The organism is Halopiger aswanensis, assembly GCF_003610195.1.
Taxonomy (GTDB): Archaea; Halobacteriota; Halobacteria; order Halobacteriales; family Natrialbaceae; genus Halopiger; species Halopiger aswanensis.
On record NZ_RAPO01000002.1, the window covers coordinates 1362886 to 1376011 of the forward strand.

Below are 13126 nucleotides of genomic sequence, written 5' to 3' on the forward strand. Positions count from 1 at the left end.
GCCAAGCGGTGGCCGTCGTACGGACCGGTTGACCCGCACAGGACCCGATGACGTGATCCGAGACGGCGCGTCCCGCACCCTTTTACCTGCGAAGGGCGAACCGTACGACATGAACGTCGTGCCGGACACGAGCGTGGTCATCGACGGCCGCGTCTCGGCGACGATTGAAGACGGGCAGTTCGAGGGAGCGACGATTTCGGTACCCGAAGCCGTCGTCGCGGAACTCGAGGCGCAGGCCAACGACGGCATCGAGACCGGCTGGGACGGCTTAGAGGAACTCCAGCGACTCGCCGACCTGGCCGACGAGGGCGTCATCGACCTCGAGTACGTCGGTGAGCGGCCAAACGCCATCGAGCGGGGCCACGCCTCCGAGGGCGAGATCGACGCCCTGATCCGCGACCTCGCGGAGGACCTCGACGCGACCTTCCTCACCAGCGACATCGTTCAGGCCGAAGTCGCCCAAGCCAAGGGACTCGACGTCGAGCACCTCTCCCCCGAGGTACGCGAGGTCGACGTGGGGACGCTCACCGTCGAGAACTACTTCGACGACCAGACGATGAGCGTCCACCTCAAGACGGGCGCCGTCCCGATGGCCAAGCGGGGCGAACTCGGCGAGATGCAGTACATGCCGATCGCCGACGAGCCGCTCGACGAGGAGACCATGGACGAGTACGCCCGCGAGGTCATCGACGCCGCCAAGGAGTCCCCCGAGGGCTTCCTCGAGCTCTCCGAACCGGGCATGAAGATCGTCCAGTTCCGCGACTACCGCATCGCGATCGGCCGGCCCCCCTTCTCGGACGGCATCGAGATCACCGCCGTCCGGCCCATCGCCCAGACCGACATCGAGGACTACGAGAACGCCGACGAACTCAAAGAACGGCTGCTCGAGCGCCAGCGCGGCGTCCTGATTTCGGGCGCCCCCGGAGCGGGTAAATCGACCTTCGCGCAGGCGGTGGCTCGCTTCATCTCCGATCACAACTACTCGGTCAAGACGATGGAGAAGCCCCGCGACCTGCAGGTCGGCCCCGAGATCACCCAGTACACGGAACTGGGCGGCGAGATGGCAAAGACCGCGGACGCCCTGCTGATGGTCCGCCCCGACTACACCATCTACGACGAGGTCCGCAAGACCGACGACTTCGAGGTCTTCGCGGACATGCGGCTCGCGGGCGTCGGAATGATCGGCGTCGTCCACGCGACGCGACCGATCGACGCCCTCCAGCGCCTCGTCGGCCGCGTCGAACTCGGGATGATTCCCCAGGTCGTCGACACGGTCGTCTACATCGAGGCCGGGGAGGTCAACACCGTCTACGACGTCAAGACCGAGGTCAAGGTCCCCGCGGGTCTCACCGAGGAGGACCTCGCTCGCCCGGTCATCCAGGTCACGAACTTCGAGACCGGCGAGCCCGAGTACGAGATTTACACGTTCAACCGCCAGGTCGTCACCGTCCCGCTCAAAGACGAGGAGGGCGGCCCCGGCAGCGAGTCCGGCGTCGACCGAATCGCCAAACAGGAGATCGAACGAGAGATCCGCTCGGTCGCTCGCGGCTACGTCGACGTCCTACTCAAGAGCCAGGACCGCGCGGTCGTCTACGTCGAGGAAGACGACATCTCGAGCGTCATCGGGAAAGGCGGCGGTCGAATCACCGACATCGAGAACCGGCTGGGGATCGATATCGACGTCCGCACCCACGACGAGAACCCCAACTACGGCGCGGGCGCCGGCAGCGCCAACGCGAGCAGCGACGGCGGTGGCGGCCAGGCCGCGGGCCAGATGGTCACCCCCGAGGTCACCTCCCGCCACATCGTTATTCCCGTCGACGGCAACCACGGCGAGACCGTCGAGGTCCAGGCCGGCGGCGACTACCTCTTTACCGCCACGGTGAGCCGCGGCGGGGAGATCCAGGTCTCTCGAGGGAGCGCGATCGCGGACGAACTCGAGCAGGCAATCGACCGAAAGGATCCGATTACAGTCGTCCCGTCGTAGGCGGTCGGACCGCGAGCGAACGAAGCGAACGAGCGACACCTTTTCCCGGAGCTGTTTTGGAGGAGCAACGAGCGGGTGACGCGACGAGAAAAACGGCTGGTGATCTAGTGTCTCGAGGGGTGGGATCGCCGAGAAACTCGAACAGGCGATCGACCGGAGAAACGATCGAGACGGGGTCACAGTGCGCGAACGCGACGACAGACGACCCGACCGACAGTGTCGGATGGGAACGGAACCGCGACGGAGCGACGGCTCCCCAACGACCCGACTACGGCCGGGAGCGGCGACGCACTAGGGTGTCCAGACGCCTTGTATCCGATCGAGCAGCGTGACGACGACCACGTGCGGCAGCGTCAGGACGGCGATCGTCACCAGATAGAGCGCGAGGAGATCGGGAACGGTTGCAGGCGTTCGCGGGACGGCGAGTCCGATCGCGACGAACACGAGCAGTCCGCCCGCGGTCAGCGGCGCTGCGTCGCGGGCGAAGCGCCGAATCGCGGTGTCGATCGCTCCGCGCTCGAGCGCCGTCCCGGCGACGGGATCGACGAGCATCGTCCGGAGGATGTGCCGAAGGGAGTGCCAGAAACAGAAATAGAGCCCGATCGCGAGTATCGGCGGCACGGTCGCGAAGTAGACGATCAGGCCGACCGTCTCCGCGGCGTCGACCAGCCACGGGCCCCGACCGTCCGATTCCGCTCGACCGAAGCCCAGGCCAAGCGAAAGCGCGACCAGCGAGCCGAAGCCGATCGCGACGGCCGTCCGCACCGGCCGAGCGAACGCCGGCTCGAGTGCGGCCGCCGCACCGGGATCGAACAAGCCGACGAGCGTTCCCGCGACGAAGGCGTACTGCTCGGGAAACGCGATCAACGGAACGAGCATCGGGAGGCCGCCGCGGACGACGAGCGCGAGCAGTCGGCTGGCCCGCGTCTCGAGGTGCGACGCACCGACGAACGCGAGCAGCGCGTAGACGTCGCCCTGGCCCCAGTGGACGAGCGTCACGAGGATGAACAGGACGAACGCAGCGACGGGGGCGAGGAACCAGCCGGCGGCGTAGGCGCTACCGAGGAGGAGATAGAGGCCGCCGACGAACGCGAGCGAGCGGCGCGTGACGGGGTCGCCTCGAGCCCGCGGCACGACGAGGTGATCGACGGCGCCGTGAGGGAGTCCGAGGACGACGACGCTGAGCGCTAGCGGCACGTACTGGGCCGCGAGCGGCGGCGACCCACCGAGGACCGTCGTCACGATCGCAACGAGGAGCAGCGAGCCGGCGCCGAGGCTCACTCGAGCGGCGACCCGTCGCCCCGCGGCGGCCGCTCGGCCGTCGGCACGCCGAGCGATTGCGTCACGACTCATCGGAACTCGTCACGAACCGGTTCGACATGCCGGCCCGCACCAGACGGTCGTCGATCCGATCGAGGACCCACATGTACATGACGAGCCCTTGGACGATGAAAACGTTGGTCAAGAGGAAGAATAACGCCTCCTCGATCGGAAGTCCGAGCAGCGCGTACCCGGTCGTGTGGGCGTCGGAAATGATCCAGACGCCGAGTTCGATCGCGATGCGGTCGACGATCCAGAGGTACAACGTCGGGACGGCGATCGCGACCAGCACCGTTCGGCGAAGGTCCCACAGGTACGACAGGCCGAACCCCCACTGAATCGCGAGGATCGGTCCGGCCCAGACGAACAGCCAGCCGAGGTAGTACGTCGCAGCGTCACCGATCAACGCGGCCCCGGCGGCGACGATCGCCAGGCCGCCGGCGACGCCGACCAGTCGATGCGCGAGGGGGATCGTCAGCGGTCGATCGACGACTGTTCCGACCTGAAACAACCAGAGGGCAGTGAGAATCGGTTGGAGGACGAAAAAGAGGTACTCCTCGATCGGCGTGTGCCAAACGGTAGCGAGAACCGCACTGCGACCGTACCACCAGACGCCCCGGGGAATAAGGTGGTTCGTGAACGGCGTCGTGTAGACGACGGCGAGGACGATCATGAGCGCGAGCCCGGAGAGCGGACGGACGCCCCACCAGGCGCGGCCGCGCCGGAACGCGAACCACCCCAGAATCAGGATTGGCGGCAGCAGAAAGACGAGGTGTATGCCGAAGTACGTGAGCGCAATGGCCATGGACGGGGCGGCGTGCGCCGGCGGTGCTCCGGTGGGAACCGGAATCTCCACGAGCGAAAGTACGAGCGCCAGCAGAATAGGGCAGCATCCATACTAGTTAGGTTCGACCCGAAACATCGACGGGCAACGGTCGAAGCCGTTCGAAACGGCCGGAGTAGGGCGCTACGGACCGGATCAGCTCGAACGCGGACCGAGCATGAGCGATTCGTCAGTCGTCGCCCGGGACGAAGCCGGGGATGCTGGCGCCGTAGTCTGCGCCGCCGGTGATCGTCTCCGGTTCGGCGACGACGTAGCGCATAGCGACGAACGTCACGATGTACTTCGTGATGATGTCGAGAACGCTGTACCCCCAGGAGGTGACGGTGACGCTCAGGACGGCGACCCCTTCGACCCCGAGCGCCCAGAGAATCGGGTACCCGAACCAGCCGACGACGGTGAGAAACTTGAGCGTCCGGAACAGGTCGGCCGTTCCCGTCGCCGCCGCCTCGGCGGTCCAGTCGACGAGGATGACGTAGACGATGACGAAGAAGAAAACTGAACTGAGCGCGAACCACCACCAGCGGAGCACCAGCGAGGACGTGGTCAGTGCCGCAGCCAGCCCGGTGAGGCACATCGCGATCGTGAACGTACAGGTCGTAAGAATTTTCGTCCAGTTGGACCCGGCGATCATCCCGAGGGCGATCAGGATAAACGGGGTCGAGAACGTCCACGTGAGGTAGCGGCCCCACATCGTCAGGACGCCGTCCTGACCTGCCGTCGTCGCCCCCGCGGCCGGGTGACCGGGCGGCATCTCGGTAACACCCAGCGTCAGCCCCGATGCGAGGCCGGTGTAACTCGAGATGGAAACGACCGAGATCAACATCAGCGCAATCGCAATCGCCGTCGATCGCGGGTCCGTCAGGTTCCGACCGAGGTAGGCGATCCCGAGGATGGTGAGGCCGGCAAGGGCGATGTTGAGGACGAACGACAGCGCGAGGAGCGTGTTGTCACCGCCGAAGACGTACTCGAATAGTTCCCGATCCGTCGCCCCGTTTTGCAGGACGGCGCTCTGGACCCGGAAACCGAGGTCGATCGCTGACTGCATGGACGGGAATCGCTTCACTACCGCGACACATAAACGAGTGTCCGCGGTGATCCGAATACTCACGAACGGCGACTAAAACGGCGTTTTGTGGGGGGTCGACTCGGGGACGAGCGAGGCGAACCCGATCAACCCGATCGTCGGAGGTCGATAGCGACGCACCTCATGCCGGCGCAGCCGTCGGCGTAACGGCCCGCTCGAGGACGTTACGGCTCCGGAGCAGAACCACCCCGAACCCGACCTTCGCCGAGAGGTCGAGCACCATGAACGCGGCGGTCTCCCAGTACAGCGGCAGGATGCCGAACGTCCCCTCGGTGCCGAGGATCCAGACCACGGGGTACAGGAGCCACAGCACGATGACCAGGTTACGGAGCGTCCCGAACAGCGACGCGACCTCCGGAGACCGGTCACGCGCGTTCTTCGAGAGGGTGCCGACGAGGACGTACAGCAGGACGAGCAGGGCGCCGGTGCTGATCCCCCACCACGCGATCCGGGTGCCGGGCGTCGCTGCGAACGCCGCGATTGCCCCGGTGCTGATCATGAAGACGTCGAGGCCGATCAGCGTCGCGATCGTGTTGCGGTTCGCCCCGGCCAGCAGCGCGAGGTCGAGCAACAGGAGCGGCGTCGTGAACAGCCAGTCGGCATAGCGCGCCCAGTAAATCGTGAGCGCCTCGCCGCCGACCATGACTTCGGTGACACCGAAGCCGGTCGCCATCGCGAAGTACATTGCTGCGGCGATCGTCGTGATGAAGATCGTGATGATGTAGAACTCCTGCATCTTCGGATCGCGAACGCCGCGTCCGCGTCCGACGAAGTACAGGGTTCCGAGAGTCATTCCTATCGTGCCGATCCACAGCCAGACGGATTCTGGGCCTACTGCAGCCATATGAGTTCCTAGGGAAAGACCGTTATATACCGCTACAGCCTAACGATAATAACTCCTAGAATCGATTGTATGTCCAGAAATATGACGCTGACGACGAAAGCGCAGCGTATATCGGGACCCTCCGTCTCGGGACCAATAACTCGAGGGCGGACCTCACGTACCGATGACACCAGCTGATCCAAACGACCCGATCACCGACGCCTTCCTGAGCGACTCGACGTACGAACGGCTTCGAGTAGAGCGGTACACGCTGATCAGACGACGGATTCCACAGAAGCTCGTCTACCAGAGCGGCCTCCTGTTCCTGCTCGCGCTCGTCGCGCCGATCGTCGCCACCTATCCGTCCTCGGTGCGGGCCGCGTTCCCGGGCGGCGATCCGCTGTGGTCGTCGCCGCTGGTCCTCTGGGTCGGCGTCTACGCGGGCGGGATCGAACTCGGAACGGCGACGTGTCTCATCGCTGTTGCGATCGTCCGCCGCCGATACGAACGGCACCTCTCCGAATCGCAGGTCCACGCGCTGCTCAACGTCGAAGATGTCGCCTCGATGTTCGGACTGGCGACCGGCGGCTTCGCGATCCTGATCACGGTCGGGTTCTTCCTGCTGGGTCACGCCGGCCCCGAAACGTTCTACTCGGTCGTCGACTCCGCCCCGCGGAACCCCTACGGGCCGACCGGCGTCTCGATTCCCGTGATCGCAGTCGGTATAGCAGCAGCCGCGAGTTCCAGCGTCGTCTACTCGATCGGTCGGTATCTCTCCGCGTCCGAGAACTGAAAGCGAGATCGGGCCGCGTACAGACAGCCTCGAGCGGGTCGCGCGATCGCGTAGCCGGTCGATTCCTCGGCTCGTTGGCGGATTCGTATCCGGGAAGATGTCGGTGCTGACGGGTTTCTACGATCCGAACGCTCGACGTTCGAGGATGAAAGACGGGACGTCGAGGGGCGTCCGGCGGAGAACGTGTCAGAACCGGCCGAGCACTGACCGGGAGATGGGATGTCGGTTGATGACTGCGTACTGATTTGACGAACCGCCGACAGTGCGTATACGAACCACGCACTCAACTACAAGGTGTTTAAGGATTAGACCTAAGTATGGGACGAATGTTTCCCACAGGTAGCAAGAACACAGTGATCTGATTCAATGAGTACTGAAAGAGAGACGTTCGTCTATTCGGAGTCTCGAAGCGAGAACGGGCCGTTCATCACCGATCCGGCCGGCCTCGAGGCGGCACACGCCCGGATCATCAGCGAGCTCCGGACGACCGTCGACGACGCGGGTGCCGAGGGCGTCGTGGTGGCGATGAGCGGCGGGATCGACTCGACGGTGACGACGGCGCTGGCCGTCGAGGCACTGGGCAGCGAGCGCGTCCTCGGACTCGGGCTACCCTGTCACAAGAGCGAGCGTGCAGGTGTCAACGAGGCCCGAACCATCGCCGAGGGACTGGGCATCGACTTCCGTGCGATCCAGCTGCGGCCGCTACTCGAGGCCTTCGAGGAGACGGCGACGGCGGTGCTCGAGTCCGACGGCGGTGGCGATCGCCCGGCGGAGCGAAACCACGCACTCGGTAACGTGATCGCCAGACTCCGGATGGTCTGTGCGTACTACGCGGCTAACCGGCGCTCGAAGCTGGTGCTGGGCACCGCGAACCGCTCGGAGCTGTTGCTCGGCTACTTCACGAAGTACGGCGACGGCGCCGCGGACGCCTACCCGCTGGGAGACCTCTACAAAACCGAAGTGCGAGCCCTCGCGGGGCAGATCGGGATCCCGCGCCGGATCGTTACCAAGGAGCCGACGGCCGGGTTCTGGGCCGGTCAGACCGACGCCGACGAACTCGGGGCGCCGTACGACGACCTCGATCCGTTCCTAACCCGGCTCGTCGACGAGGGACGGTCGATCGCCGACGCGGCGTCTGGACTGAACATCGACCGCGAGACGGCGCGGTCGATCGCGTGGCTGTGTGCCGAAACGGCGCACAAGCGAACGACGCCGCCGACGCCGGGGATCGGGGACCGAACCGAGTCGATTCCCGAGTTCGGCGACGAGTCCGCGGACTCCTGACGAGCGTCGGCCTCGAGCGGTCCCTCACTCGTCCTCGAACCGGTACAGGTCGGGGTTTCGCCACCAGAACAGCAGCCAGGCGACGAGGAACCCGCCCCCCATCGCGAGGATGTCCTGCAGGTATCGCGGAATCTCGAATCCGGAGAGCACCGCGATCACGGTCGTGGCTCCGATTATCGCTCCCAGCAGGACGAAGGCGATATCGCCGACGATCCGCGCGCTCGAGTACTCCCAGTAGTGTTGGCGGTGGTCGTCGTACCAGACGCCGACGTAGATCAGTACGGGCGCCATGGTCGCGATGACCGTAACGACCTGATACTCCTCGGCGAGGCCGGCCTGCCCGAGGATGACGTTGAGCAGCTGCGCGACGATCGACGCCGCGAAGAGGCCGATCAGCAACCAGCCCCACCGGGGAACCCGCTCCTTGTCCATGCGCAGGAACGGTCACCGGACGAAAATAATCCTTGTCGTTCGTTCGCTCGATAGCACGGTGACCGCACGAGGTGCGCGCTATTCCGCGCAGCAGGCGTCTTTCTTCGGGGACTCGTCGACACCGTTCCCGTCGGCCGCCATCGGTTCCTCGAGTCGGTAGAGGCTCTGTCGGGCGTCGGCGAAGTAGATGTCCTCGTCGACGATGCCGATCTCCTCGAGGCGCTCGAGCGCGTAGCGGACCGTCCGGGCCGACAGCATCGACTCCTCGACGATCTGTTTCTGGGTCAACGGGCCGTCGTACTCGAGAACCTTGAAAACGAGTTTGGCGCTCGGTGGCAAGTCTTCGATCTCCTCCCCGTCGGTCTCTGCCATACTACGAATCGAAAACTCCCAGCAGTATAAAAGTTGAGCCTTACGACCGGCAGGGAGAGATACTTTCGTATATTTTAACGGAGAAATATGCTTCTGTGGGCCTCGAATCGGCGGAATACCGCATTTGACTGGCCAGTCAGGATGTTTGCCGCTGGCGGCGGCCGACGGGGTTATCCCTCACCGATCGCTCGGTCCTCGTCGGCCCACTCGCGCTGGCGCAGTTCGTACTTCTGGATCTTTCCGGTCGCCGTCTTCGGCAGTTCCTCGACGTACTCGATTCGGCGGACGACCTTGTAACTCGCCAGTCGGTCGCGGGTGAACTGGGTCAACTCGTCGGCCGAGACGGGTGGATCCTCCGGCTCGCCGTTCGACGGCACGACGAACGCCTTCGGCGTCTCGCCCCACTCCTCGCTGGGCGCCGGGATCACCGCCGCGTCCGCGACCGCGTCGTGATCGAACAGCGTGTCCTCGAGTTCGATGCTCGAGATGTTCTCGCCGCCGGAGATGATGATGTCTTTCTTCCGGTCGCGGATAGCGATCAGGCCGTGCTCGTCGACGGTCGCGAGGTCGCCCGTGTGGTAGTAGCCCTCGCGACGCTCCGAGAACGCTTCCTCGGTGGCCTCGGGTTTGTTCCAGTAGCGGTCCATCACCTGGTTGCCGCGGACGACGACCTCGCCGAGCGTCTCGTCGTCGCGGGGCACGTCCTCGCCGTTCTCGTCGACGACGCGGACGTCGGTGCCGAGCACGCCCATCCCCTGGCGCTTCTTCATCGAGAACCGGTTGTCGTCCTCGAGGAGCCGATCGGGCGAGATGGTGATCAGCGGGCCGGTCTCGGTCGCGCCGTAGAGGTGTTTGAGCCGCCAGCCGAACTCCTCCTCGACGGCGCGGATGGTGGCCTCGGGCGGGGCGCTGCCGGCGGTGGTCACGCGGACGTCGTTGTCGCCGGTCATGGCGGGTTCACCCTCCCGTTCGTAGTAGTCGATCAGTTGGTTAAGTACCGTCGGCGCCGCACAGAGGAAGGAGACGTCCTCCTCGCGGATCGTCTCGATGACCTCGTCGGCGTTGACGCCGCGGGTGCAGACGTGTTTCGCGCCCAATCCGGTGATCGCGTAGATGTGCCCCCAGCCGTTGACGTGGAACATCGGCAGCGTCCACAGGTAGACGTCGGTATCGGCGAGTTCGTGGTAAATCGACACCAGGTAGGCGTGGATCGTCTCCGTCCGGTGGGTGCGACAGACGCCCTTCGGATCGCCAGTCGTCCCGGAGGTGTAGTTGATCGTGATGATCTCGTCTTCGGCCATCTCGGGCTGTTCGTACTCGGGGTCGGCCGCCTCGAGAACGGCCTCGAAGTCCTCCCAGTCACCCTCGACGGCGTCGGCGTCGTTCGTGACGAACGTCTCCGTGGGCACCTCGTCGCGGATCGCTTCGATCTTTTCAGCGTACTCGTAGTCGGCGTAGACGACGTCCATTTCGGCGTCGTCGAGCATGTACGCGTAGTCCTCGGGCGTCAACCGGTAGTTCAGCGGCGCGTGGATCGCGCCGATCGACATCGCGCCGTAGGCCGCCTCGAGGTGGTAGTGGGTGTTCGGGTCGAGCACCGCCACGCGGTCGCCCTTGTCGATTCCCCTGTCCTGCAGCGCTCGAGCGAACCGGTCGACGCGGTCGCCGAACTCGTCGTAGGTGAACCGCTCGCCGTCGGTGCCGACGATCGCTTCCTGATCGCCGTAGTGGCGCCGGGCCTGCTCGAGGAAGTCGGTCACGAGGAGTGGCGTCTCCATACCATATTGTTCATGAACGTCTATGTAATAGATTGCGGTCAATCGAGCGGGACGATAGACTGTGTAACCGGCCACCGTGACCGGGCGACGCTCCGCTGTGACCCGGTGCCATGCGAGGCTCGCTCGTTTGCGTTCTCGGTCGGGTCCCCAATGCGAACGGCTTTTTAGCACCGCCCCCGGAGTTGCGCCCATGTCGACCGAATCGATCAGCGACCGACGCGAGCACATCCGCTCGGTCGGCGTCACCGCGCTGGCCGCGCTGCTCGGGGTCGCCGCAGCACTGGCCTCCATGGCCGTCACCGGCGATCTTCCGGCGAGGGAAGCGGCCGGCGAGACGCTGCCGCAGGCGTTCGTCGTCGTGGCGATTCTCGTCCAACTCGCGCTGCTCAACGTTACGAGTATCTACGACGAGGACGAGTTCGGCATGAAACACAACCTGTACGTCGCCTTCATGACGTTCTCGTTCTGGTTCATCACCTGGGGTATTCTGCTGACGTCGGAGGCAGCCTAATCCATGGCAGACGATAGTATCGCCGTCGTCGACCTCGATCGGTGCCAGCCCGACCGGTGCAGCTACGAGTGTAAGAACTACTGCCCGCCCAACCGCACCGGCAAGGAGTGTATCACGCTCCGCGGCGAGGAAACCGACGAAGGACAGCCAGAACAGGTCCGGATCTCCGAGGAGATCTGTCTCGGCGAAACCTGCGGTATCTGCGTCGAGAAGTGTCCCTTCGACGCCATCGAGATCATCAACCTGCCCAAGGAACTGCAGGACGATCCCGCCCACCGCTACGGCGAGAACGCCTTCTCCCTGTACGGGCTTCCCGCGCCGCAGGAGGGGAAAGTCACCGGGATTCTGGGTCCGAACGGGATCGGGAAGACCACCGCCGTCCGCATCCTGGCCGGCGAACTCGAGCCCAACCTCGGCCGCCACGAGGACGAAGTCGACTGGGACGACGTACTCGAGGCCTACCGCGGCACGGAACTGCAGGACTACATCGCGGACGTCCGCGACGGCGAGGTCACCGTCGCCCGGAAACCGCAGTACGTCGACCAGATCCCCGAGACGTTCGACGGCAACACCCGCGAACTGCTCGAGCAGACGAACGAACGGGGCGCGCTGGACCAGTTGGTCGAGCGACTCTCGATCGGCCCCGTCATGGAGCAGTCGATCGACGACCTCTCGGGCGGGGAGCTCCAGCGGGTCGCGCTCGCGGCGACGCTGGCTCGAGATACGGACTTCTACTTCCTCGACGAGATCACGCCGTATCTGGACATCGGCCAGCGGGTCACCGCCGCGCGCTTGATCCGCGAACTCGCCGAGGAGGAGAACAAGTCGATGCTCGTCGTCGAGCACGACCTCGCCATCCTCGACTTGCTCGCCGATACCCTCCACGTCGCCTACGGTGAGCCCGGGGCGTACGGTGTCATCACCCCGCCGAAATCCGTCCGCAACGGGATCAACGAGTACCTCTCGGGCTACCTCGAGAACGAGAACATGCGGATCCGCCCGGATCCCATCGAGTTCGAGGAACACGCGCCGCGCAGCGAGACCCGCGGCGACGTGCTCGTCGACTACCCCGACCTCACCAAGAGCTACGGGGACGGCGAGTTCACCCTCGAGGTCGAGGGGGGCCGGATCCGCGAGAACGAAGTGCTGGGCATCGTCGGACCGAACGGGATCGGGAAGTCCACCTTCGCGAAGCTCCTGACGGGCAATCTCGAGCCCGACGAGGGCGACGCGGACCTCGATCTGGACATCTCCTACAAGCCCCAGTACGTGACGATCGACCAGCACATGCGGGTCGACGCCTTCCTCTCCTCGATCACGGACCAGTTCGGCTCTTCCTACTGGAACACCGAGATCGCCCAGCCGCTCCAGCTCGAGCGGATCATGGAGCAGAACCTTTCGGATCTGTCGGGCGGTGAACGCCAGCGCGTCGCCATCGCCGCGTGTCTCTCCGACTCCGCGGACCTGTACCTGCTGGACGAGCCCTCGGCGCACTTAGACGTCGAACAGCGCGTCCAGGCCACCAGCGCAATTCGGCGCTACGCCGAACAGCAGGACGCCACCGTGATGGTCATCGACCACGACATCTACACGATCGACCTGCTCGCGGATCGCCTGATGGTCTTCGACGGCGAACCCGCCGAACGCGGTCGCGCCAGCCCGCCCCAGTCCATGCGCGACGGCATGAACGAGTTCCTCGCGAACCTCGAGGTCACGTTCCGCCGCGACGAGCGCACCTCGCGGCCGCGGATCAACAAGCCCGACTCGCAACTCGACAAGGAGCAAAAGAGCGAGGGCGAGTACTACTACGCGCCCTGATCCGGCGCGTTCGTTTCTGCTGCCGTCGTCGTTCCGTTCTGCTGCCGTCGTCGTTCCGTTCTGCTGCCGTCGTCGATCGC

The 13126-nt window shown here is 65.1% G+C and carries 12 protein-coding genes; 5 read left to right on the forward strand and 7 right to left on the reverse strand.

Annotation, left to right across the window (positions count from 1 at the left end):
* Positions 1-109 precede the first annotated feature (109 nt).
* Positions 110-1987, forward strand: coding sequence for a PINc/VapC family ATPase (locus ATJ93_RS13610; protein ID WP_120245147.1), 1878 nt, complete (start codon positions 110-112; stop codon positions 1985-1987).
* Between the two features lie 291 nt (positions 1988-2278).
* Here the strand turns inward: ATJ93_RS13610 and ATJ93_RS13615 are convergent, their stop codons facing one another.
* The 4 genes from ATJ93_RS13615 to ATJ93_RS13630 all read right to left on the reverse strand — a co-directional run bounded on the left by ATJ93_RS13615 (position 2279) and on the right by ATJ93_RS13630 (position 6079).
* Positions 2279-3340, reverse strand: coding sequence for a Brp/Blh family beta-carotene 15,15'-dioxygenase (locus ATJ93_RS13615; RefSeq protein WP_120245148.1), 1062 nt, complete (start codon positions 3338-3340; stop codon positions 2279-2281).
* The gene (locus tag ATJ93_RS13620; protein ID WP_120245149.1) at positions 3330-4112 is read right to left on the reverse strand and encodes a lycopene cyclase domain-containing protein; all 783 of its coding nucleotides are present in this window, start codon (positions 4110-4112) and stop codon (positions 3330-3332) included. Before ATJ93_RS13620 ends, ATJ93_RS13615 begins: the two co-directional genes overlap by 11 nt.
* A gap of 208 nt (positions 4113-4320) precedes the next feature.
* Positions 4321-5196, reverse strand: coding sequence for a bacteriorhodopsin (locus ATJ93_RS13625; RefSeq protein ID WP_120245150.1), 876 nt, complete (start codon positions 5194-5196; stop codon positions 4321-4323).
* A 160-nt stretch (positions 5197-5356) separates the two neighbouring features.
* The gene (locus ATJ93_RS13630) at positions 5357-6079 is read right to left on the reverse strand and encodes a bacteriorhodopsin (protein WP_120245151.1); all 723 of its coding nucleotides are present in this window, start codon (positions 6077-6079) and stop codon (positions 5357-5359) included.
* 163 nt (positions 6080-6242) lie between these two features.
* On the opposite strand from ATJ93_RS13630, the gene ATJ93_RS13635 reads away from it, so the two are divergent.
* Positions 6243-6851, forward strand: a complete 609-nt coding sequence (locus tag ATJ93_RS13635; protein ID WP_120245152.1) for a hypothetical protein — start codon at positions 6243-6245, stop codon at positions 6849-6851.
* Positions 6852-7217: 366 nt separating this feature from the next.
* Entirely contained in the window at positions 7218-8135 is a 918-nt protein-coding gene (locus tag ATJ93_RS13640; protein ID WP_120245153.1) for an NAD+ synthase, read from the forward strand.
* A gap of 24 nt (positions 8136-8159) precedes the next feature.
* On the opposite strand, the gene ATJ93_RS13645 is transcribed toward ATJ93_RS13640, so the two are convergent.
* The 3 genes from ATJ93_RS13645 to ATJ93_RS13655 all read right to left on the reverse strand — a co-directional run bounded on the left by ATJ93_RS13645 (position 8160) and on the right by ATJ93_RS13655 (position 10717).
* Positions 8160-8567 (reverse strand): hypothetical protein, encoded by a 408-nt coding sequence (locus ATJ93_RS13645; RefSeq protein ID WP_120245154.1) that lies wholly within the window; start codon positions 8565-8567, stop codon positions 8160-8162.
* A 78-nt stretch (positions 8568-8645) separates the two neighbouring features.
* The gene (locus ATJ93_RS13650) at positions 8646-8939 is read right to left on the reverse strand and encodes a MarR family transcriptional regulator (protein ID WP_120245155.1); all 294 of its coding nucleotides are present in this window, start codon (positions 8937-8939) and stop codon (positions 8646-8648) included.
* Between the two features lie 170 nt (positions 8940-9109).
* Positions 9110-10717: a long-chain-fatty-acid--CoA ligase gene (locus ATJ93_RS13655; RefSeq protein WP_120245156.1), complete on the reverse strand. Its 1608-nt coding sequence runs from the start codon at positions 10715-10717 to the stop codon at positions 9110-9112.
* A 190-nt stretch (positions 10718-10907) separates the two neighbouring features.
* Here ATJ93_RS13655 and ATJ93_RS13660 point away from each other — a divergent pair, with 190 nt between their 5' ends.
* Both ATJ93_RS13660 and ATJ93_RS13665 read left to right on the forward strand, forming a co-directional pair.
* Positions 10908-11228, forward strand: coding sequence for an EMC6-like membrane protein (locus tag ATJ93_RS13660; protein WP_013880941.1), 321 nt, complete (start codon positions 10908-10910; stop codon positions 11226-11228).
* A gap of 3 nt (positions 11229-11231) precedes the next feature.
* On the forward strand, positions 11232-13046 hold the full coding sequence (locus ATJ93_RS13665; RefSeq protein WP_120245157.1) for a ribosome biogenesis/translation initiation ATPase RLI: 1815 nt from the start codon (positions 11232-11234) through the stop codon (positions 13044-13046).
* Positions 13047-13126: the final 80 nt, after the last annotated feature.

Excerpts from the sequence above, each read along its gene's own strand:
- ATJ93_RS13610 (WP_120245147.1), top strand. The coding sequence starts at position 110 with ATGAACGTCGTGCCGGACACGAGCGTGGTCATCGACGGCCGCGTCTCG.
- ATJ93_RS13615 (WP_120245148.1), bottom strand. The coding sequence starts at position 3,340 with ATGAGTCGTGACGCAATCGCTCGGCGTGCCGACGGCCGAGCGGCCGCC.
- ATJ93_RS13620 (WP_120245149.1), bottom strand. The coding sequence starts at position 4,112 with ATGGCCATTGCGCTCACGTACTTCGGCATACACCTCGTCTTTCTGCTG.
- ATJ93_RS13625 (WP_120245150.1), bottom strand. The coding sequence starts at position 5,196 with ATGCAGTCAGCGATCGACCTCGGTTTCCGGGTCCAGAGCGCCGTCCTG.
- ATJ93_RS13630 (WP_120245151.1), bottom strand. The coding sequence starts at position 6,079 with ATGGCTGCAGTAGGCCCAGAATCCGTCTGGCTGTGGATCGGCACGATA.
- ATJ93_RS13635 (WP_120245152.1), top strand. The coding sequence starts at position 6,243 with ATGACACCAGCTGATCCAAACGACCCGATCACCGACGCCTTCCTGAGC.
- ATJ93_RS13640 (WP_120245153.1), top strand. The coding sequence starts at position 7,218 with ATGAGTACTGAAAGAGAGACGTTCGTCTATTCGGAGTCTCGAAGCGAG.
- ATJ93_RS13645 (WP_120245154.1), bottom strand. The coding sequence starts at position 8,567 with ATGGACAAGGAGCGGGTTCCCCGGTGGGGCTGGTTGCTGATCGGCCTC.
- ATJ93_RS13650 (WP_120245155.1), bottom strand. The coding sequence starts at position 8,939 with ATGGCAGAGACCGACGGGGAGGAGATCGAAGACTTGCCACCGAGCGCC.
- ATJ93_RS13655 (WP_120245156.1), bottom strand. The coding sequence starts at position 10,717 with ATGGAGACGCCACTCCTCGTGACCGACTTCCTCGAGCAGGCCCGGCGC.
- ATJ93_RS13660 (WP_013880941.1), top strand. The coding sequence starts at position 10,908 with ATGTCGACCGAATCGATCAGCGACCGACGCGAGCACATCCGCTCGGTC.
- ATJ93_RS13665 (WP_120245157.1), top strand. The coding sequence starts at position 11,232 with ATGGCAGACGATAGTATCGCCGTCGTCGACCTCGATCGGTGCCAGCCC.